Source organism: Mucilaginibacter lappiensis, from assembly GCF_050433765.1.
GTDB classification, from domain to species: Bacteria; Bacteroidota; Bacteroidia; order Sphingobacteriales; family Sphingobacteriaceae; genus Mucilaginibacter; species Mucilaginibacter lappiensis_A.
Genome location: NZ_JBNPWP010000002.1, coordinates 372,436 through 394,068 on the forward strand (window position 1 = coordinate 372,436; position 21,633 = coordinate 394,068).

At 41.6% G+C, this 21,633-nt stretch carries 19 protein-coding genes; 6 read left to right on the plus strand and 13 right to left on the minus strand.

Annotated features, from left to right (window positions below):
• Window positions 1-12: 12 nt before the first annotated feature.
• Window positions 13-348, minus strand: coding sequence for a winged helix-turn-helix transcriptional regulator (locus tag M2273_RS07030; RefSeq protein WP_429394708.1), 336 nt, complete (start codon window positions 346-348; stop codon window positions 13-15).
• 107 nt (window positions 349-455) lie between these two features.
• Here M2273_RS07030 and M2273_RS07035 point away from each other — a divergent pair, with 107 nt between their 5' ends.
• Window positions 456-1,457: a quinone oxidoreductase family protein gene (locus tag M2273_RS07035; RefSeq protein ID WP_429394711.1), complete on the plus strand. Its 1,002-nt coding sequence runs from the start codon at window positions 456-458 to the stop codon at window positions 1,455-1,457.
• Between the two features lie 30 nt (window positions 1,458-1,487).
• On the opposite strand, the gene M2273_RS07040 is transcribed toward M2273_RS07035, so the two are convergent.
• A complete protein-coding gene (locus M2273_RS07040; protein ID WP_429394713.1) occupies window positions 1,488-2,378 on the minus strand; it encodes a 1-aminocyclopropane-1-carboxylate deaminase/D-cysteine desulfhydrase in 891 nt (296 codons plus the stop codon).
• Between the two features lie 135 nt (window positions 2,379-2,513).
• Between M2273_RS07040 and M2273_RS07045 the strand changes: the two genes are divergently transcribed.
• Both M2273_RS07045 and M2273_RS07050 read left to right on the plus strand, forming a co-directional pair.
• Window positions 2,514-3,572, plus strand: coding sequence for an RluA family pseudouridine synthase (locus M2273_RS07045; RefSeq protein WP_429394715.1), 1,059 nt, complete (start codon window positions 2,514-2,516; stop codon window positions 3,570-3,572).
• 119 nt (window positions 3,573-3,691) lie between these two features.
• A complete protein-coding gene (locus tag M2273_RS07050) occupies window positions 3,692-4,555 on the plus strand; it encodes an aminotransferase class IV (RefSeq protein ID WP_429394718.1) in 864 nt (287 codons plus the stop codon).
• 135 nt (window positions 4,556-4,690) lie between these two features.
• Here the strand turns inward: M2273_RS07050 and M2273_RS07055 are convergent, their stop codons facing one another.
• From M2273_RS07055 to M2273_RS07065, 3 genes are all read right to left on the minus strand, one after another.
• The gene (locus M2273_RS07055; RefSeq protein WP_429394721.1) at window positions 4,691-5,491 is read right to left on the minus strand and encodes a DUF3050 domain-containing protein; all 801 of its coding nucleotides are present in this window, start codon (window positions 5,489-5,491) and stop codon (window positions 4,691-4,693) included.
• A 188-nt stretch (window positions 5,492-5,679) separates the two neighbouring features.
• Window positions 5,680-6,597: a methionyl-tRNA formyltransferase gene (gene fmt / locus M2273_RS07060; RefSeq protein ID WP_429394724.1), complete on the minus strand. Its 918-nt coding sequence runs from the start codon at window positions 6,595-6,597 to the stop codon at window positions 5,680-5,682.
• 33 nt (window positions 6,598-6,630) lie between these two features.
• Window positions 6,631-7,881, minus strand: a complete 1,251-nt coding sequence (locus tag M2273_RS07065; protein WP_429394726.1) for an exo-beta-N-acetylmuramidase NamZ family protein — start codon at window positions 7,879-7,881, stop codon at window positions 6,631-6,633.
• Between the two features lie 85 nt (window positions 7,882-7,966).
• Here M2273_RS07065 and M2273_RS07070 point away from each other — a divergent pair, with 85 nt between their 5' ends.
• Entirely contained in the window at window positions 7,967-9,187 is a 1,221-nt protein-coding gene (locus M2273_RS07070; RefSeq protein ID WP_429394729.1) for an ABC transporter permease, read from the plus strand.
• Window positions 9,188-9,192: 5 nt separating this feature from the next.
• Here M2273_RS07070 and M2273_RS07075 read toward each other — a convergent pair whose 3' ends face one another.
• From M2273_RS07075 to M2273_RS07105, 7 genes are all read right to left on the minus strand, one after another.
• On the minus strand, window positions 9,193-9,939 hold the full coding sequence (locus M2273_RS07075) for a hypothetical protein (RefSeq protein WP_429394731.1): 747 nt from the start codon (window positions 9,937-9,939) through the stop codon (window positions 9,193-9,195).
• The gene (locus tag M2273_RS07080) at window positions 9,936-11,456 is read right to left on the minus strand and encodes a hypothetical protein (RefSeq protein WP_429394733.1); all 1,521 of its coding nucleotides are present in this window, start codon (window positions 11,454-11,456) and stop codon (window positions 9,936-9,938) included. The genes M2273_RS07075 and M2273_RS07080 overlap by 4 nt, the downstream gene beginning before the upstream one ends.
• Entirely contained in the window at window positions 11,449-12,003 is a 555-nt protein-coding gene (locus M2273_RS07085) for an RNA polymerase sigma factor (protein WP_429394734.1), read from the minus strand. Before M2273_RS07085 ends, M2273_RS07080 begins: the two co-directional genes overlap by 8 nt.
• A gap of 300 nt (window positions 12,004-12,303) precedes the next feature.
• Window positions 12,304-12,744, minus strand: a complete 441-nt coding sequence (locus tag M2273_RS07090; RefSeq protein WP_429394737.1) for a hypothetical protein — start codon at window positions 12,742-12,744, stop codon at window positions 12,304-12,306.
• Window positions 12,745-12,806: 62 nt separating this feature from the next.
• The gene (gene mazG, locus M2273_RS07095; protein ID WP_429394739.1) at window positions 12,807-13,610 is read right to left on the minus strand and encodes a nucleoside triphosphate pyrophosphohydrolase; all 804 of its coding nucleotides are present in this window, start codon (window positions 13,608-13,610) and stop codon (window positions 12,807-12,809) included.
• 92 nt (window positions 13,611-13,702) lie between these two features.
• Window positions 13,703-14,386, minus strand: a complete 684-nt coding sequence (gene mnmD, locus M2273_RS07100) for a tRNA (5-methylaminomethyl-2-thiouridine)(34)-methyltransferase MnmD (RefSeq protein WP_429394741.1) — start codon at window positions 14,384-14,386, stop codon at window positions 13,703-13,705.
• A gap of 78 nt (window positions 14,387-14,464) precedes the next feature.
• On the minus strand, window positions 14,465-15,814 hold the full coding sequence (locus tag M2273_RS07105; RefSeq protein WP_429394743.1) for a rhodanese-like domain-containing protein: 1,350 nt from the start codon (window positions 15,812-15,814) through the stop codon (window positions 14,465-14,467).
• 717 nt (window positions 15,815-16,531) lie between these two features.
• On the opposite strand from M2273_RS07105, the gene M2273_RS07110 reads away from it, so the two are divergent.
• On the plus strand, window positions 16,532-19,210 hold the full coding sequence (locus M2273_RS07110) for a valine--tRNA ligase (RefSeq protein ID WP_429394745.1): 2,679 nt from the start codon (window positions 16,532-16,534) through the stop codon (window positions 19,208-19,210).
• Between the two features lie 105 nt (window positions 19,211-19,315).
• Window positions 19,316-21,115, plus strand: coding sequence for a response regulator (locus tag M2273_RS07115; protein WP_429394747.1), 1,800 nt, complete (start codon window positions 19,316-19,318; stop codon window positions 21,113-21,115).
• On the opposite strand, the gene M2273_RS07120 is transcribed toward M2273_RS07115, so the two are convergent.
• Window positions 21,112-21,567 (minus strand): type I restriction enzyme HsdR N-terminal domain-containing protein, encoded by a 456-nt coding sequence (locus M2273_RS07120; RefSeq protein WP_429394749.1) that lies wholly within the window; start codon window positions 21,565-21,567, stop codon window positions 21,112-21,114. The two genes, M2273_RS07115 and M2273_RS07120, sit on opposite strands and share 4 nt — an antisense overlap.
• Window positions 21,568-21,633 lie beyond the last annotated feature (66 nt).

Below are 21,633 nucleotides of genomic sequence, written 5' to 3' on the forward strand. Positions count from 1 at the left end.
AGCCCATGAAAGTTACTTATCGCTCCACTCGGCAAGGTCAAATAATATGGGTAGCAACGCTTCTCCTTTTGGGGTAAGCTGATAATCAACTCTCACCGGAACTTCAGGAATGATGTTTTTAATGATTAGGCCTGATGCTTCCAATTCTTTAAGCTGTTTCCCCAGCGACTGGTCTGTTATTGAAGGCATTACGCTTTTGAGTAAGCTAAACCTGTTCTTGTTTTCGGCTATATGAATAACAATTAATGCTTTCCATCTTCCTGATATGGTATCAAGCGCGCTGTTTATCCTGCATGATTTATATAGGAAAGCTTTATTGGCAGCATTTGAAGAGTTTTCTTTGATCATAACAGATACTCCATTTTTTGTGAGTTACTCCCAATTATTAGAGTAGGGGTTTAATAAATGTAGGAAATGTAGTTTTGAACCTTAAGCAAATTTAAAGCTATATACCAATGAAAGCAATAATATTAAATGGTTTTGGCGATGTATCAAACTTCAGTTTAGCTGAAATGGAAACGCCTGTGATAAAAAATGACGAAGTGCTGATTCAAATTAAAGCCGCGGCTTTTAATCCTATTGATTACCAGATGCGCCTTGGGTTAAGAGAGAGCCGTTTGATGAGGTCGCCGGTTTTGGGCCGTGAGTTTTCGGGTGTAGTTTTAAAAACAGGCAATGAGGTTAATGATTTTGAACCTGGCGATGAAGTGATGGCGCTGGCGGGTAGCCGGGGATCAAACGGCAGCTATGCCCAGCTGATGGGGTTGAATCATAAACTATTGGCTAAAAAGCCTAAAAATATAAGTTTTGAACAAGCTGCTGCAATTCCCTCATCGGGCGTTACCGCATGGCAATGTTTAACCCGGATGGGGGCAACAAAAAACAACAGCATTTTTATAAATGGTGCTGCAGGTGGTGTTGGTCGTTTTTTAATAAAGCTGCTAAAGTCACAAGGGATATCAAATATTGTGGCCACAGCAGGCAGCGAACAAAGCATTACTGCTCTCAGAGATCTTGGATTAAATGCAGCACAAATTATAAACTATAAAGACGATGAGTTAGAGCAAAATATCCTGAATGCTAATGCAGGGAACAAATTTAACTTTGCTGTAGATATTGTAGGCGGGAGCATAGCCGAAACAGCAGCACAAGTGTTGGCGGTTAACGGCACTTACCTGGATGTTACTTTTTTGGGTACTCAGACAACCCGGGAGATCCTGTTTGATAAGGGATGCAATATCCTTAATATCTCTGGCTACGCATATGCTTTGGCCGATAACTTAGGCTGGTATGGTAATACGCTGAATAAGATAACTGCATTAATTGAACAGGGTGATATTGATGCACCTGCTGTAAATGTTATTGGAAAATTTAGCATACAAACAGTGCAGCAAGCCCACGTATTGATGGAAGCAAACCAGATATATGGGAAAAAACTCGTGATGACAATTTCTTAAAGGAGTGATGATAAATAGGAATGTTAATACCTAAAACTTATCCTTCATCCCTAACAATCCCCAGATGCCGCCACTGTGGATGGCCAGTATATTGCTGCCGGGTTTAAAATGATTTTTACGGATCAGGTCATAAAGGGCGTACATCATTTTGCCGGTATACACAGGTTCAATCACTATCCCGGTACTGGCTATAAACTGTTTCACGAAACTGATCAGCTCGTCAGTAGCTTTGCCATAACCGCCAAAATGGTAATCAGTATGCAAATCATAATCAGCTGGAGCGGTCAGGAAACGATCTATCTCCTGTTTAATAAAACCACCATTTTTAAATACGGGGATGGCATTAAACCGGGTATTAAGCTGATGGCTGGTTAAACCGTTTATAATACCGGCGGCGGTAGTTCCCGTTCCGCAGGCGCAAAAAATATGATCATAAGGTTCTGCAAGTTCATCAACCAGTTCGCTGCAGCCCTTAGCGCCTTCGGCAGATGCACCGCCTTCGTCAATAAAAAAAGCGTTAGCATTATCTCCAAAATATTTACTGAACAAAGCCTGTTTATCGCGATAGCTTTCACGGTCGGTAAATATCAATTGCATGCCATGCAGCCTGCATAAAAACAGGGTGTCGTTATCTACATCTTCGCCACGCACAATGCCGATAGCTTTAAACCCGAACCGGGCTGCTGCCGCTGCCGTGGCCAGCAGGTGGTTGGAGTAAGCGCCACCGAAAGTTACCAAATGGTTTTTATGTTGCTCTTGTGCATTTTTAAGCAGGTATTTTAGCTTTCGCCATTTATTGCCCGATATCATGGGGTGTATAAGGTCATCGCGCTTTAAAAAAACCTTTACCCCGTGTTCATCAAACAACGGGTTGCTGATATGGTGAACAGGACTAAAAATTTCGAGATCAATATTCATCATAATAGTATCAGGTATCAAGATATTAGTATCAAGACATCTTTGCAAATGCCAAACTATTTAAAAATCCTGATACTTGATACTAATATCTTGATACTACCTTAACGTACCATAAAAAACGATTACTTTTGCCCTCAAATGGCAGACGATACCGAGCTTATAGAGCAGGAAGAACAGGATTTATTTGAACACTTACGCATTGTGGTTGATAAAGGGCAATCCTTGCTGCGTATTGATAAGTTTTTAATGCACCGGGTGGAGAATGCCTCGCGCAACCGCATCCAGAACGCTATTGAACTGGGTAACGTGCTGGTGAACGATAAGCCCATCAAATCGAGCTACAGGGTAAAACCGCTTGATGTGATATCGGTAGTATTGCCGCACCCGCCGCGCGATACAGAGGTTTATCCCGAAGACCTGCCTATTAATATTGTTTACGAGGATAATGATGTGCTGGTGGTTGATAAAGCTGCCGGCATGGTGGTGCACCCGGGTTATAATAATTATACCGGCACGTTGGTAAACGCGTTGGTTTTTCATTTTCAGCAGTTGCCTACTTTGCCGGGTAACGACGGCAGGCCGGGCTTGGTTCACCGTATTGATAAGGACACTTCGGGCCTGCTGCTTATCAGCAAAAATGAACGCTCCATGAGCTGGCTGGCCAAGCAGTTTTTTGATCATACCATTACCCGCAAATACATTGCCCTGGTTTGGGGCGATCTGGAGCAGGACGGTACCGTAACAGGCTATATTGGGCGCAGTATAAACGACCGCAGGGTAATGTCGATATACGATGACCCCGAAAAGGGAAAGTGGTCTGTAACGCATTATAAGGTGCTTGAGCGTATGGGTTATGTTACCCTGATAGAGTGCCAGTTAGAAACCGGCCGTACCCACCAGATCAGGGCACATATGAGGCACATTGGTCACCCTTTATTTAGTGATGCCACCTATGGTGGTGACAAGATTTTAAAGGGCACTGTATTCAGTAAATACAAGCAGTTTGTTGAAAACTGTTTTGAGCTGATGCCGCGACAGGCACTGCACGCGCAAACGCTGGGCTTTTTGCATCCAACGTTAAAAAAGCAAATTGCCTTTGAATCACCATTACCACCCGATTTTGAAAGTGTGCTGCAAAAATGGCGTAAATATACATCTGCTGGCAATCAGGCTAATGCGGTTACAGAGGAGTTTTAATTGTGCAACATCTTTATATAAGCATGGTTTTTGTATAGCAGTATGGCATTAGTGAATTTACACTGGCATAGCAATATGAACAACTTACCTTGTTTAATCCGAATTAAAAATCTGCATTTTTGCACATCCAAAATCAGCACATCCAAATGATGCCCGTTTTTATCAATTTTAATGGAGATATACTCCCTGCTAACAGTAACCTGCTTACCATAGCTAACAGAGCTTTTAAGTATGGCGACGGTTTGTTTGAGAGTATGCGTTTAATGAAAGGGCAGCTTAAGTTTGCCGAGCTCCATGCCGACCGCCTGCAACGTGGTATGAAAGCCCTTAAAATTGACGGCTACTCGCAAATGGACACCTGGTTTTTGAAGGATATTGTAGAAGAGCTGGCCAAAAGGAACAAGGTAAAGCATGGCCGCCTGCGTTTAACCGTTTACCGGGATGCCGAAGGCTTATATACACCTTCTCAAAATAAAATGGGTTATTGCCTGGAGCTTACCGCATCAGAGGAGCCCCGGTACTTTTTAAATGAAAAGGGCCTGATCATGGATGTGTTTACTGAACTGCCAAAACCATCAAACTACCTGTCGAACATCAAGACCTGTAACTCGCTCATTTATGTAATGGCAGGTATCTACAAAATGCAAAATAAACTTGATGATGTGTTTTTGCTAAACCAAAATGGTTTTTTATGCGAAGCCAGCAGCTCGAATATATTTATTTACTACCAAAACCATTTATATACTCCCGCTTTAAGTGAAGGCTGTGTAGAAGGGGTAATGCGACAGGTAGTAATAAAACTGGCGCAGGAAAACAACATTGACGTTACCGAAGCCCAGATAAACCCCGATATACTTTACGAAGCCGACGAGGTATTTTTAACCAACGCCACCCGTGGAATCCAAACCGTTATGGGCTTTGGCGTAAGGCGCTATTTTAACCGCATCAGCAAAGTGTTGATGGATGAGTTGAATAAGTTGTAAGTGGTGGTGCAATCTAAAAAACGCGTCATTGCGAGGTACGAAGCAATCCCCTATACGCAAATCGCCCATGCAAATTCCATACCTATCCTAAAGAGATTGCTTCGTTCCTCGCAATGACGTGGCGGAAAATCTTAGTTAGTTCTCTTCTACAGATACAGGTGTTTTTATAGTCGCCAATATACCATCCCAAAGTGCAATGCGGGTTTGCAGGGCCTCTTTCACCGCATCTGTTGCTTCCAGCCATTTGCTGTCATCATTGCCGCAAAGTTCGGCAGTCATTTGGTAGGCTAACTGGGAGTGGTGGTCGCCGTCAACTTCAATATGGCGTTCCAGGTAGTAGAGTAAAATATCAACTTTGCCGGGCAATTGCTGACTCAGCTCTTTTACTATACTCACAAACATATCAGGTATCAGATCCTCACGACCGAAGGTAAATACAGCGGCCTGTACATGGTTTTTGCCGGTGCCTATCACTTCAAAAGTGTGTTGTACAAAGTTGCGGGCGGCTACCGGAATATCAGCAATAATAAGTGCCTCATCAATATGTTTACCAAAATTAAGCTCATTAAACAGATTGTTTATGCCAACAGCCTGGCTGCCGGCCTGCTGCATGGCACGCAGGTACAATTCAAAATGGCTGGTGCGGTTACCCGCTTCATCCACGTCACTTTCTTCGCCGGTAACAATTTCGTTGATCAGGTAGCGGGTATTGGAATTGCCTGTTGGCATCCATGGTGTGCTGGTACAGGTTAATTTTTGTTGCAATGATTTTAGCAGCGACATGAAATCCCATACGGCAAATACATGATGATCCATAAAAACAGTAAGGTCATCAAGCGAGTTGATGTTTTTATAAAGCTCGTGCTGTATTAGTTGCTCACGTAAAGGCTGGATCTCGTTTTTTAAATGTGTAATCCTGTCGCTGTAATTTGCCATGGGGTAATAAAAATATGTGCGGGCAAAAATAGTAAACAGGGTGATTATTAACGAAGTGTTTATTTATTTTGACTTTAGGTTGATAGGGCAGGGAAGGTATTACTGCGAGGTACGAAGCAATTAAGACAGCAAATATAATCTGCATATCAGGGATTGCTTCGTGCCTCGCAATGACGCATGTGGGTTGATTACAACTTCACTCCCCTCAAAAAATCCTCAATACCCATGCGTTTTTTACCTTCCAATTGTATATCAGTAAGGCTGATGAACCCATCTTTAGCGGCAAACTTCAGGTAGGTTTTGTTATCGGTCAGGAAACCACCGGGTTGTATGGTGAGTTCTTCCTGTTGCAGTTCTGATCTGTATATTTTTAATACTTTACCGTTCAGGTGCGTATAAGCGGTAGGGACCGGACTTAGACCGCGTATTTTGTTGTATATCTGCTGGGCGGGCTGGCTCCAGTCAATCAGGCAATCTTCCTTGAAAATTTTGGGGGCGTGTCTCAGTTCTTCACCAGTTAGCAGTTGCGTTTGTGGGTGCTCATGGTAGCGGCCGCTTTCTATAGCTTTTACTGTTTTTACCAACAGGCCTGCGCCTTTATTCATCAGCCAGTCATGCAGTTCACCAGCAGTTTCATGGCCGCTTAATGTTGTTTTTTCAGTGAACAAAACATCACCGGTATCAATTTCGTGTTTCAGGAAAAATGTGGTTACGCCGCTTTCCTTCTCGCCATTTATAATCACCCAGTTAATAGGAGCGGCACCACGGTATTGTGGTAATAGCGAAGCGTGTAAGTTAAGTGTGCCTCGTGCCGGCATATTCCAAACAGCTTCGGGTAACATACGGAAGGCAACTACTACCTGCAGGTCGGCATGCAATGCTTTAAGGTGGGCCAAAAACTCCGCGTTTTTTAATTTTTCAGGTTGAAGTACCTTTAGTCCGTTGGCTACTGCATATTGTTTCACTGCCGATTCGCTTACCTTTTGCCCGCGGCCCGCGGGTTTATCAGGAGCGGTAACTACACCTACAATATCACAGCCTGCTTGAATTAATGCATCCAATGATGCAACGGCAAACTGGGGGGTACCCATAAATACAATTCTCATGCTATTATATGTTTGATAGTGCTTCTTCTGCTGTTATTCGTATAATAAATATTTACTGCGCGTGGTTTTAAACTTATTAAGCCCGGGCTCCCAGCTGCTGCGTATCTCAGCCTCGGTTTTACCGGCTTCAATTTGTTTTCTTAGTTCAGTAGTGCCTGCAAGCTTGGTAAAATAAGCGTTAAAAAAATGTGTTTTGTCTGGAAAAGCCTTGTAAAGTTCTAAGAGCCATGACAAATTAATGTGGCCTTTATCCCTTATCATATCAATACTATACTCTTTTAAATTGATACCGTAACAAAGCCTGTCTTTTTGTGGCGGGTCTTCGCTCATACCCGGTATACTTGTTGGCGTAAATGAAAAAGTGTATTTGCCCTTCAGCGATGGGTGACCAATCTCTAAAAAAGGAAAAAGTGTACCCCGACCTAAGCTAAGTGTTGTACCCTCAAACAGGCACACACTTGGATACAGCAAAATAGATTGATCGGTATTTAAATTTGGTGACGGATTTACCGGTAGTTTATAAACCAAGGAGTGTTTGTAATTAGCCACCTTAATAATATTCAGTTTGCATTTTATGCCATCTTTTAACCAACCCTCGCCGTTTATCATTTGGGCATATTCGGCAATGGTCATTCCATGACTAATAGGTATGGGATGCATGTTTACAAAAGAACGAGGTACATGTGCAGTATCAAGCAAAGGGCCATCAATTAAGTATCCGTTAGGATTGGGCCTGTCCAGTATCATGAGCTCTACATTGTTTTCAGCACAGGCTTCCATTACGTAGTGCAAGGTTGATATATAGGTGTAAAACCTTGCCCCAACATCCTGAATATCAAATATAACCAGGTCAAGGCCTTTCAGATCTGCAGGAGTTGGTTTATAATGTTTATTGCCATATAAAGAAATTACCGGCAAACCGGTTTTATTATCGATAGCGTCATTTACGCTGGCACCATTGCTGGCATTTCCCCTGAAACCGTGCTCGGGCCCGAATATTTTTTTTACTGTTATACCTGCTTTTAGTAAACTATCAACACTGGGCGTTAGGGTTTTACCAATAACAGAAGTTTGATTTACAACCATCCCAATATTTTTTCCCTTAAGATAGTTAATGTACAGCGGAATTTGATCGGCCCCGGTAATTATTTCGGGAATTATTTTTTCGGCGTTTTTAGTCTTTGCCGAATCACATTTGTTGCAAACAGCGGAACTGCCACATGCATTATTTGCCAATAAAACCGTTATTAAAACGCATTGTAAAAAAATACTTGTTCTTATCATAAAATATTATGTTGAAACAATTTTAATAGTAGCAGGTTTAGTAGCAAAACCGCATATTTGCGAAGGTACAAAAAATCATTCTGCATTGAGTTTCGCCTCCTTTATATCAGCACGTATAACATTCAAATCAAAACGCACTTTTTCGAAGCTGATAGTGCGTATTGCCATTATTGGTATTATGCTGGGTTTGGGAGTTATGATACTTTCATTAGCCATTGTTAAAGGTTTTAAACGTGAGATCCGCGAAAAAGTACGTGGATTTGCTGGCGATATCCGCATAGTGAAATTTGATCTGAACAGTTCGTATGAGAGTTCGCCTTTTACAACTGATAGTAATTTTGTAAAGCGAGCGCTCAAAAGCCCGCTGGTAACCCGTGTTATGCCCGTTGCCACCAAACCGGGTATTATTAAGGCCAATAACGAAATTGAAGGGGTAGTGCTGAAAGGGGTTGATAAAAGCTACGACTGGACTTACTTTAAAAAAGCGATGGTGGCAGGCGATGTTATTGACTTTACCGACTCGGTAGAGGCGCAGAAAGAGATCATGCTATCGCAAACAACAGCCAACCGTTTAAAATTAAAAGTAGGCGATAAGCTGCTGATGTATTTTGTTCAGGAGCCGTTGCGCAAGCGCCAGTTTAAATTAAAAGGCATATTTAGTATCGGGGTAGAGGAGGTGGATAAAACCTTTGTGGTTGGTTCGCTTTCATTAATTAATCGCCTTAATAACTGGAAGCCCGGCGAAATAGGGGGGTATGAACTGCAGGTAGCTGATTTTGACGAGATAAATTATGCAGCCAATAAGCTCGACGATATATTACCGGTTAAACTAAAATCATATACCGTGATGGAAGATTATCCTGCCATATTTGAATGGCTTAACCTGTTAGATGTAAATTCCGTAGTGATGCTGGTACTTATGGTTATAGTTGCGGTAATTAATATGATATCGGCCCTGCTCATCATGATCCTGGAGCGTACCTCCATGATAGGCATGTTTAAAGCTATGGGCGCAACCAACTGGAATATACAAAAGGTGTTTTTATTTAACGCCACCTATCTTATAGGTTTGGGTTTGCTGCTGGGTAACGCACTGGGTTTGGGTTTGGGCTTTTTTCAAAACGAAACCCATTTCTTTAAGCTCGACCAGGCGTCATACTATATGACGTTTGTACCGGTTGAGTTTAACTTTGCCGATATTTTAATGCTGAATATAGGTACACTCATCATTTGTCTGCTGGTGTTGATCATACCATCCATGCTGGTAAGTAAAATATCGCCGGTAAAAGCTATCAGGTTTAAATAGTTAAGTTAAAGTAACTGGCAGCTAATGCCAAACCTGATCAGTTCGCTGCGGGCTTCAAATTTTGTATCGCCTACAACATTGCCTTCATAGTTGGTTAAACCGTGGGCATAACTTGCTGTAATGCCAAATTGATTGTAAGTAGCAGCAAGGCCAAATCTTAAACGTACATCAGTTGGGGTATTGTTTATTTTTCTGTCGATGGTGTAAACTTTGTCATCGTTATCTTTAACAGTTCCCATATCATAAGTGCTTAAATTAAGACCTACATCTATACCAGGTAAAATATCTAACTTAACTTTTTGCAGTTGTAAGCGGTAGCCAATATAAGGGTTAAGGTTAATGAAGCGGTTTTCAAGATTGGTATGACCTGTAACAGAAAAATTAGGATGAACAGGAGCGATGTAAATAATATTGGGATCATAATATACAGCTGATGTGTATTGACCGATATTTACCTTGCTTTGTAAAAATTCATAACCGGCCTGCAACCCCAAAATAAAGCCGCTTTTTGATACAGCCTGCACCTGGGCGCCAATACCGTAACTGAAAGCATTCCGGTTTCCGTAAGGATTATTGGTGTAATTATTGGGATCGCCTGTTAATGATGCTTGAGCAACGGTGGAGTTTGCTGTAGCCGATTTACCTCCGAAATGAAATAAACCTGAATAAGCTTGTGCCGACACCTCGATTTTTTGGGCATACAAATGCATGCCTGTTAATAAAGCCATTAGGGTAAGTAATAACCTTTTCATTTTTTTTGTGTTGTGAAATTGAGTTTCAGGTTTAAACCGGCTGCTCCAAACTGGATCTGTTGTGAACCCAAGCCAGAAAGCGGGTATTTTAAAAATGGTTCAATAATAAGACGGTTACCTTTACCCACCGGATAGCCAACTCCAAATGATACATTAAGCGTTTTGGCAAAGTAAAATCCGCTGAAGTTTTTACGGGTTACCTCATCTGTAGTTTGCTGTGGCGCCCCGGCTGCAATTGATGATGGCGCAAAGCCGTAAACTGAGGTATAAGCCTCGTTTATAAATGTGCCCGAACTTAAACCAGCTGAAATATAAGCATCACTTTTTTGCGGGTTAAACTCATATTTTATGTTCATAGGGATATCTAAACCAATTAAACTGGCATTATAATTTTTAAGAACAGGGAATGCCGCAGCGGTAGAGAACAGGTCGGCCCGGTACGAAGATAAAGCCTGGGTTTTTGATACCACATCAGCAGTAACAGGAGGCGCGCTATTATAGCTCAACGTATTTTGAGCCAATGCCACCCCCGTTGAAAGTTTTAGGTTTTTACTGAGTTTAATATCAGAGGTAAAACCTGCCCCTGCATTGATCTGATTATTACTGCCTTTTGCGTAATTAACAAATGTAGCCGCATATACACCAAAGCGCACCTTTTTATCACCGGCATACTTTTCGTCTGTTTTTTGGGGTTTAGTATTTTCGCCCGCAAAAAGCCTGTCCATTGAATTAGTTGGTGCTTGTTTAGGAGCTACTTTAACAGGTTGCCGCATTATGGTATTTGAATTGGCAGGCACCTCTGTATTTGCATCCTTAGCCGGGGGAGTAACAGCATATTGCGGTGTATTTGTTTTAGCACTATCTGGTTTAACTTTTGCTGGTGAAAGTACAGTGTTTGCACCGGGAGCTGCCGGAGCAGTAATGGCATACTGAGGTGCATTTGTTTTAGCAACAACGCTTTTTACGCTATCTTCTGGTTTGGTTTTGGGCCTGGTATTATTAACAGCCTGGGTATTGCTTAAAGGCTGCTGTACTGCTGCTATATTTGTATTGGCGTAGTCAGGTGCTTTATTAACCGTTATATTAGGGGCAGAAGGGGTCGCAGGTAATTTATTTACCGGTGTTTTTGAAGCATATTTATTGACAGTATCAATTGCAGTGGCGGTAGCCGCATTAGCAGGATTGTTTTTAAGAGCAGGGTTTTGCTTTGTTGCCAGCAATTTATTGGTATCGGTAGATACTGTTTGTTCCTGTTTGTTTTTTGCCGGTTTTACAGCCATTGTTTCGGGCAGTTGTTTTTTACTGCCCATCCACAAACCAATACCTATAAATAATAGCACAGCAGCGGCTGTACTTCCCCACCAAAGCCAGGCAACGGGACGCTTCTTTTCCGTTTCAGGAAATTTATTCCTGAGCAGTAACCAACCTTCATCGGCAGAAGGGTATGATGTGTCGTCAAAATTATCGAACACCTCCCTGATGCGGTTGTTTAAGTCGTTATCCAACTGCTCATCCATGGCTTTGTGTTTCTTTCTTTAACATTTTTCTTAATCTTTCTTTTGCCCTGCTCAGATAAACCCGTGATGAGCTTACCGGAATAGTCAGCATATTTGCAATTTCGTCGTGATTGTATCCGTCTATTTCGTATAAGTTAAAGATGGTAAGCTGTATTGCAGGCAGCTCGCGCATCAATTTTAAAATATCCTGCACATTTAAATTATCAACTGTACTTATATGACTGCTTATAGGAGCAGCATTATCCAAATCAACATTTAACTGGAATTTAAGGTCCTTACGCCTGCGATCAATGGCGGTATTAACTACAATAGTACGTAGCCATGCCTTAAAGGGCTTATCAATATTATAATTATGTATGGCATTAAATACCTTTATAAATGCGTCATTTACAGCCTCTAATGCATCGTCCCGGTTTAAACTGTAGCGCAAACTTATACCCATAGCGTAGCCGTAGAATAGCTTATACAGCATTTCCTGGTATTTTAAGCTGCCTGTTTTGCATTGGCTGATGACTTCTTCTTCAGTAATGCGTGGGGGTGGATGCATTAAGTATTTTTAATTCCGCTTAAATATTGTTGTTGATTTATAATCCTTTACGCAGTAAAGAACATTATTGATACAATAAAAATAAACATTTTTTTAAATGATCAATTTAATTTACCTGTTCCAATTTTTATCATTATTCCAGCGGGTAGAAAGCTACTGGTTGGATATGCTAATGAAAAAAATTAAAGAATCAGCAGGCGGTTAAGCGCTGCTGATCTTTAATTTTACACAGGTAGAGGATTTGCTGGTAAAAACCGCCGCTTAAAAAAAGCGACGGCCGGTAATTAAAACAAAAAATAATTAATTTGAAGTTTTACTAAAATCATAACGGAGTATGGTATCCTGAGTAGAATTTGTACGTAGTAATTGCAGCAATGTACCATTATAAAAATATTGATAAACACCTACCAAATGGCGCTTAGCTTGCGGGCCTGCTTTATAGGTACTATCCAAAAAGCTCATAAAGTTACCATCGTAGCCAAAGTTGCCCTTGCTGCCGGCGTGTATGGTAGCTGTATCGCCGGTTACGGCAAAATGATATGGAGATGTTAATTTTAAAATAAGAGCTGTATCCTTTACGGTACTATCAACTGCACCAGTAGAATTGTTTTTTGTAAACATCCTGAACTTTCCTTTAAAAGAACCCAAAGGAGTAGGAATTGGAGTATTATCCGATTTTGGTGAACAAGCCTCGCCTAATATCAACAGCAGGGGTAATAAGTAAAATAAATTGCGTTTCATATAATTCGTATTTTTAACCATTACGTAATATATTTTTTAAACGCTACACCGGGTGTGAATTTTTATAACTTTTTTGCTTCATCCCAAAATATATCCATTTCGGCAAGGCTCATATCATGCAGTTGTTTGCCGTTCTCTTTTGCTTTATGCTCCAGGTATTGGAAACGTTTAATGAATTTCTTGTTTGTTTTTTCGAGCGCGTTCTCGGGGTTGATGTTTATAAAACGTGCGTAATTGATAAGCGAGAATAACAGGTCGCCAAATTCACCTTCGGCTTTTTCATGGTCAATGGCACTTTCATCCTCCGCATTAAACTCATTTTTAAATTCCTGCATTTCCTCTTCAACCTTGGCCCATACCTGAGTTTTTTCTTCCCAGTCAAAACCCACGCCCCGGGCTTTTTCCTGTATACGCGATGCTTTTACCAGGGCCGGTAACGAGGCCGGCACACCACCCAGAACAGATTTGTTGCCCTCTTTTAATTTGATCTGCTCCCAGTTGCGTTTTACATCTTCTTCATTTTGTACTTCAACATCACCATAAACATGCGGATGGCGGTTTATCAGCTTTTCACATACGCTGTTCAGCACATCGGTAATAGTAAAATCATTGGTTTCGGAAGCTATTTTGGCATAAAAAACCAGGTGGAGCATAATATCGCCCAGTTCTTTTTTTATTTCCTGCATATCGGCGCTTAAAATGGCGTCGCTAAGCTCATAGGTTTCTTCGATGGTGAGGTGCCGCAGGCTTTCCAGTGTTTGTTTTTTATCCCAGGGACAATTTGCCCGCAGATCATCCATAATGCTGAGCAGACGCTCAAATCCGGTTGCAGGGGTATTAGCGGTAGCTGGTGCTTGTAGCGGCATAAGTTATATTTTTAGTAGTGACGCAAAGATAGGGGATTTAGAATCAAGAGAAAAGATACAGGAATGGAGATAAGTGTTGAAACGGGTCGCTTTTACAAAGCTAATACTGCTCGCAACATTTCGCGTTTGCCGGCTGCACCGGGTACTTTTTCTATGTTTAAACCTAAAGCTTTGAGCATTCTTTTCAGGTTGCCGGTTATGGCATAGGTAACAAATACACCACCAGGTTTTAAAAAGCTGATCACATGGTTTATGGCTGCCAGCTCCCACATTTCGGGCTGGCGGGCCGATGCGAAGGCATCGAAGTAAATAATATCATATTGTTGCTTCGATGTAAAATCCATGAGCTTGCAGGTTGCAATTTGCAGCCGGCAATAAGTATCAAGATTTACTTCATTTTTTAACGCCTCAGGGTATTGTGCAATATAAGTTTCCCACAATTGTGACGATGTATATTGTTCGTACCCCGTTTGGGCCATCATGGTTGTATCCAGCGGGTAGGCTTCAATCCCGGTATAATGAAGCTGTTTTTTATTTTCGATACATACATCGGCACTGAGTAAAAAGTTTAGACCGGTGCCAAAGCCAACCTCCAGTATGCTTACCCCGGTAGCATCGCTTTTGGCTAAAAAATAGTTGAGTCCGGAGTTTACAAATACATGCCGGCTCTCTTGCAACGCACCATTACGCGAGTGATAATGTTCGCCCACTTCGGCATTATAAATGGTTTTTGAGCCATCGGCTGTAGTTACTATTTCGAGGTTTTTATCGGTCATTCGGCATTAATTAATCTAACTTTTTAAGCAGAAAGACACTCTAACTTTTAAAGCTCCCTTCTTTGGGGAGGATTGGGTTTAATTATGAACTCCTTCATCAAACTCAACCACTACCTCGCCCAGGTCATATACAAGTACCTGTTGTATTTTAGCTGCAACTATACTGGCGGCAGCAGCAGAGCGATAGCCAGCCGCGCAGTGTATCACGATAGGCTTATCGATAGGTATTTCATTTATGCGTTCGCGTAATTCGGGCAGCGGAATGCTGGCGGCGTTTTTAAACACCTTGCCTTCATTTACCTCACCATTGTTGCGTACATCAACAATATTATAGTTATCCTGATTAGCCTTAAAGTCGTCCAGATCAAGATGGGCCGATTTTTCAGTCGCATTAACCGGTGCTAACAGGGTAGCTTTAATGTTTTTTTCGTAACCTATTTTGGCTGCTTTTTTTATGAGGATGTTCAGGCTGCCCTCATTTTCGGCTATAAGATAAAAAGGCTCGCCTGGTTTTAGTACCGATCCCAGCCATGTTTCAAATTTATCACCGTCCTGCAGGTTAATAGCGCCTTTGATGTGCCCATTCCTAAACTGCTGTTTAGGGCGGGCATCTACAATCAGGACGTCTTTTTGCAGGGGACTTTCGGCACTTATCCTGGTAACGGCATCAACACTTTGCTTAAAAGCCTTTGCACCGGTTTTATTCAGATCAACATCATAACCAAAGTACTTGGGGATAAAAGGCTGATCGGTAGTTAAAATTTTAACAAAGGAGAGCTCGTCCATCAGTTGCAGGGCATAGTTTTCGCGCAGTTCACGGCCTATGGTGCTTTCCAGGTCGGGGCTCAGGTTTTTGCCGCATAATGAACCGGGGCCGTGTGCCGGATAAACTATAACGCTTTTTGGCAAGGTCATTAATTTATGGCGGGTACTCCGGTACATTTGTTTGGCCAGTTCTTCTTTTTTGGCGGTGATGTTGCCCACATTTTCGCGCAGATCCGGGCGACCCACATCACCTACAAACAAAGTATCACCAGTAAAAATGGCGACATCCTTGCCTTGCTCATCTTCCAGTAAAATACAAATAGAATCGGGCGAGTGGCCTGGGGTGTTAATGGCTTTTAGTTTAACATCATTAAGTTGTATAAAATCGCCATCGTCAAAAGTTTCATGCGGATAGGCGGCGCCAGTTAGCTTGCTGCAATAAATAACAGCACCTGTAGCCTGGTGAATTTCCAGATGCGAGCTCACAAAATCGGCATGTGGGTGGGTTTCAATAACGCCCACAATATCGGCATCACGCTGGGCCGCAAAATCATAGTAAGGCTGCGGATTACGGGCCGGATCAATAACAATCATTTTACCTGTACGGATCACTGCATACGATGCATGAGCCAAACCTTTATCATAGAACTGCTGGATAATCATAATGTAGCTGCAAAGATAAGGGTTTGGATGGAATTGATGAGCTGGTTATGGTTGTGCGAAAGTAAAATAAATGGCAAGGTGGCAGGCGTAGTACGCTTTGGGATAATGTTATTACCCTTTTAATTCTTAAAAATGAAAAACAGATCATTACCGGCGATAAACAATAACATGGCGTTATTAAAAAAGCCCGGCTTTTGCCAGGCTTTTACTAAAAACTCATTACTCAACATTCACTACTCCAATATCTGTTCCACGCTGATGCTGTCTTTCGTTTTTTATAGATTTTATAGTCGGGTTTATGAAGGTAATTCTATATCTGTCCCCCCCCGTTATAAACCGGCAAGCGGAACCGTTTAGCGGTTAAACCAGTTTATAAAAAACTCAAGTTTTGATCTTTTTAAAATGTCAAGCCAAAAGCGGTGTAAATGCATTGATTTCATGGCCTTTATAATTGGTTCTTATAAAAACGCCCGGATTGTAAAAATATTGTGGGAAATTGGTTGTCTGGAGCGGGTTGCGTGTGACCGGGCTGTAATGCTGAGTGATATTATTTAGTTTAAATCGGTGCAATCATACTAACCATTTCATTCAAATCAGGGGTTTAAAATCATGGTAATCCTTTAATCCTAAAAATCAAGGTTCAGATAAAAAATCAGCGCAATCAAAAAAATCACCTAAATCAACGGTCTAAACTTAAAATCCTTATTTTTGCGCGTTATGAGTATTTCTAAAACATACCTGCCTAAAGAAACCGAAGAGAAGTGGTACAGCTACTGGTTAAAGCACGATTTTTTTAAATCGGTGCCTGATGAGCGTGAACCTTATACCATAGTTATTCCGCCGCCAAATGTTACCGGGGTTTTGCATATGGGGCACATGTTGAATAATACCATACAGGATGTACTGGTGCGCCGCGCCCGTATGAAGGGTAAAAATGCCTGCTGGGTTCCCGGAACCGATCATGCCAGTATTGCTACCGAAGCAAAGGTAGTTGCCATGCTTAAAGAGCGCGGTATCAGCAAAAAAGATCTTACCCGGCCCGAGTTTTTGGCTTATGCCTGGGAGTGGAAAGAGAAATACGGGGGCATTATCCTGGAGCAGCTTAAAAAGTTAGGCGCTTCGTGCGATTGGGACCGCACCCGTTTTACCATGGATGAGGAACTATCCGAAGCCGTGATCGATACTTTTATACACCTGTATAAAAAAGGCTGGATCTATCGTGGCGTACGCATGGTGAACTGGGATCCGCAGGGAAAAACTGCGGTAAGCGATGAAGAAGTTATCCGCAAAGAAGTTAATCAAAAGCTTTACTATATTAAATATGAGGTTGCCGGTGACGGGTTGCCAGTTGCGAGTGAAGATACCGGCAACACGCAACACGCAACGCGCAACTACTTAACAATAGCTACCACACGCCCTGAAACCATTATGGCTGATGCGGCTATCTGTATCAACCCTAATGATGAGCGTTACCTGCACCTGCATGGTAAAAAGGTGTTTATTCCGCTTATTAACCGCGAGATACCGGTTGTTTTGGATGAATACGTGACCATGGATTTTGGTACAGGCTGTTTGAAAGTTACTCCGGCCCATGACCTGAACGATTATGAACTGGGCCAGAGACACAACCTGCCCGTTATTGATATTTTAAATGACGATGGCACGCTGAACGAAAAGGCGCAGATATTAGTAGGCATTGACCGTTTTGCCGCGCGTAAAAAAATTGCCGTGTTGTTAGAAGAAGCCGGCGCTTTAGAAAAGGTGGAGGATTATAAATCGCAGATCGGTTTTTCGGAACGTACAGATGCGGTTATTGAGCCTAAACTATCTATGCAGTGGTTTTGCAAAATGAGCGAAATGGCTAAACCAGCCCTTGATTATGTATTGAAAGGCGAGGTGAAGCTGATCCCCGAAAAATTTGTAAATACTTACCGTCACTGGATGGAAAATGTGAGGGACTGGAACATTAGTCGCCAATTATGGTGGGGACAGCAGATCCCGGCCTGGTATTTACCAAACGGCGAATTTGTTATCGCCAAAAATATTGATGAGGCCCTGGTTGAGGCAAAACTCAAAACTCAAAACTCAAAACTCACAACGGCTGATTTAACGCAAGACCCGGATGTAGTTGATACCTGGTTCTCCTCATGGTTATGGCCTATATCTGTGTTCGACGGGTTTAAAGATCCTGATAATGCTGATATTAATTACTACTATCCAACCAACGATCTGGTAACCGCTCCCGAGATCCTGTTTTTCTGGGTGGCCAGGATGATCATGGCCGGGCACGAGTTTAGGGGACAGGCGCCATTTAAAAACGTATACCTGACTGGCATTGTAAGGGATAAGCTGGGTCGCAAAATGTCAAAATCATTGGGTAACTCACCTGATCCATTAGATTTGATAGAAAAGTATGGTGCCGATGGCGTTAGAGTAGGGATGTTGCTGTGCTCACCTGCCGGTAACGACCTGATGTTTGATGAAAGCTACTGTGAGCAGGGTCGTAATTTCGCCAACAAAATATGGAACGCTTTTAAGCTGATCAAAGGCTGGGAGGTTGATGATAACCTTGAAAATCCTAACACCATTGCTATAGAATGGTTTGGGAGCCGCTTTAACCAGGCCTTGGGCGAAATTGAAAGTGACTTTGCGCAATACCGTTTATCAGAAGCTTTAATGAGCACTTATAAGCTGGTATGGGACGACTTTTGTGCCTGGTATCTGGAAATGATAAAGCCCGCCTACCAGCACCCTATTGATAGGGCTACCTATACAGCTACGGTACAGTTCTTCGAGAATATTTTAAAAGTATTACATCCCTTTATGCCTTTCCTGTCGGAAGAGCTATGGCATGATGAATTGTTAGGCGAACGAGGTGAAAAAGATTGTTGCATTGTTGCGCAATTGCCAAATATTGGGGAAATAAATTCACAGACACTGAGCGACTTAGAGATCGTAAAAATCATTATTACACAAATTAGGAACATTCGTAACACAAAACAGATCTCACCAAAAGAGGCACTCGAGTTATCATATAAATCAAATTCAAGAGTAAATTACCAGCAATACCAGGCTATTATATCCAAGTTGGGTAATATAAGCCAGTTTAGTGAGGTTGATGATAAGGTAATAGGAGCAGTTAATTTTATTGCTTCAACTGATGAGTTTTTTATTCCCTTAAGCCAAAACCTCGACCCAGTTGCTGAGTGTGCCAGGCTTGGAAAAGAGAAAGAATACCTTTTAGGGTTTCTGAAATCCGTAAATGCAAAGCTTGGTAATGAGCGCTTTATGAGCAACGCCAAGCCCGAGGTTATTGAAATTGAACAACGGAAAAGAGCCGATGCCGAGGCTAAATTGAATATCATTGAACAAAACTTAATTGATTTGGCTTGCTAATTGTATATCATATTCGTTGCAAACAGCAGTATCCATAACCTATAGGCGTAATTTTATGCCTGCAGGTTATGATGATTGCGTAAATTAAATGTTTGTTGTTTGAATATGCGCGACGAAGTAGGGTTTTTTAACTTTTCCATCTATAAAATAATTTCAAAGGAGCAATCCTATCTTGACCAGGCACGAATACGTTTATTATACTATGGATTTTTCCTGGTATTTGTAGCATCAGGTGTTTTATTTGTAAGTGTTTATTTTCAGGGGCAGCATTTACTGGCTTATACTGCAGGCCTTTTAATGTTTAGTGTTGCCGTATTATTTAAGACTTTAACCTACAGGCCCAAATGGCAGGCCATATCACATGCACTGCTTGTAATAGGTACTTTAATTAATATAAGCATTGTTTATGTGTCGTTGCAAAGTATAAATGTTGTAACGCTGCAGGTTGTTATAGTAGTTATTGTGTTTAGCTATTATATGCTTGGACAAACCTGGGGATTGGTTTATTCTTTATTAAATACAGTACCCATACTGATCTTTCTGCTTATTGAATACCAGGGCAGTTATGTAATAGGCATCAAGCCCGATAAGATTGACCAGGCTACTATTATCATCAGCCTGTTTGCCAGTTTTATATTGCTCATATTTATTCACAACCACTTTTATACCTCCTTTTTAAAAAATATAAAACAGCTTAAAGAAAGTGGTGAGGAGCAGGCTGTGCTTAATCTGAAACTTGAAAAAGCAATTGAAAAGGCCGAAAAATCTACCCGTGCCAAATCAGATTTCCTTTCAACCATGTCGCACGAGATCCGTACACCCCTTAACGCGGTGATAGGTATGAGTAATTTACTGATGATGGACAGTCCGAGACCCGAACAAAAAGAGAATCTGGAGATCTTGAGATTTTCAGCAAATAACCTGCTGGCTATTGTAAATGATGTGCTTGACTTTAACAAAATTGAATCGGGCAAACTGGTGTTTGAGAATATCCGCTTTAACCTGGTTGAGTTGATGGACAATGTTTGTGGCGGACAAATGTTAAATGCCGAAGAAAAAGGGCTGGAGTTTAAACTGGCTATTGACGATAGGCTAAAGAACAAAGTGTTTTTTGGTGACCCAACCCGTATAACCCAGATTATTTTTAACCTGGTAAGCAATGCTATAAAATTTACCCACAAAGGAAGTGTATGGGTTAAGGTAACCTGCCTGGAAGACCGGCATAATTGGGTTACCGTTAAGTTCTCTGTAATGGATACAGGTATAGGTATTAAAGAAACAAACTTGCGCAGCATACTTGAGCCCTTTACCCAGGGATCATTGGCTGCTACACGTGAATATGGTGGAACCGGCCTGGGTCTGGCAATTGTAAAACGTTTGCTTGATTTGCAGGGCCGGGAAATCCAGATATTCAGTAAAATAGGCGAGGGATCGGAGTTTTTATTTAATATGGAGTTTCCGGTATCAACCGAGAGGCCTGCCAAAAAGGTTGACGAACCAACCGAAAAAACACCAGAAAATTTCTTAGCAAGTTTAAAGGTACTTATTGCCGAGGATAATGTGGTTAATGTGATGCTGATGAAGAAGTTGTTATCAAAATGGGGCATAATACCCACCATTGCCGAAAACGGCGAGCGCGCAGTTGAGTTTATGCAATATGGTAATTTTGATATTATACTGATGGATTTGCAAATGCCTGTAATGAATGGTTTTGACGCTACTAATGAGATCAGGAAAATGGCCGACCCCAAAAAGGCAAATGTGCCTATCATCGCACTCACGGCTTCGGCAATGGCCGAAATTAAGGATAAGGTATATGAGGCCGGGATGAACGGTTATGTATCAAAACCATTTAAGCCTGATGATTTGATTGAAAAGATCCAAAGCCTTACAATTTTGAATTAAGCCTCCTTTATATAAGCTGGTAGCTCTGCTATAAACTGGTACTGCCGCTTATCAATATCAATACTGCAATAATAATGTTGCAGGCCATTACTTACAGCCAGTAACGATACCTGGTGCACCATGTTATAGCGGGCTATCTGGTCAAATGTTTTTTGATCAATAGTTACTGACGGGGCTTTGCACTCTACTATTAATATTCTTTTTCCGTGGGTGTTAAATACAACAATATCTGTACGTTTTTGCAAGCCGTTGAGTTTCATGCCCCCCTCAAGCTTAATGAGCGAGCGGGGATAGTTTTTGTGTTTAATAAGATATTGTACAAAATGCTGCCGTACCCACTCTTCGGGTGTAATAATTATATTTTTTTTCCTGATCTCGTCAAACAAAGTTAACTGCCCGTTTTGATCACTTATTTTAAAAGGGTAAGGAGGCAGGTTAAGCGGAGTTAGCATTTGTTAAAAGTCAAAAATCTAAAGTACAAAGTCAAAAGTAAAACATATGCGGAGTTAAATCAGCTA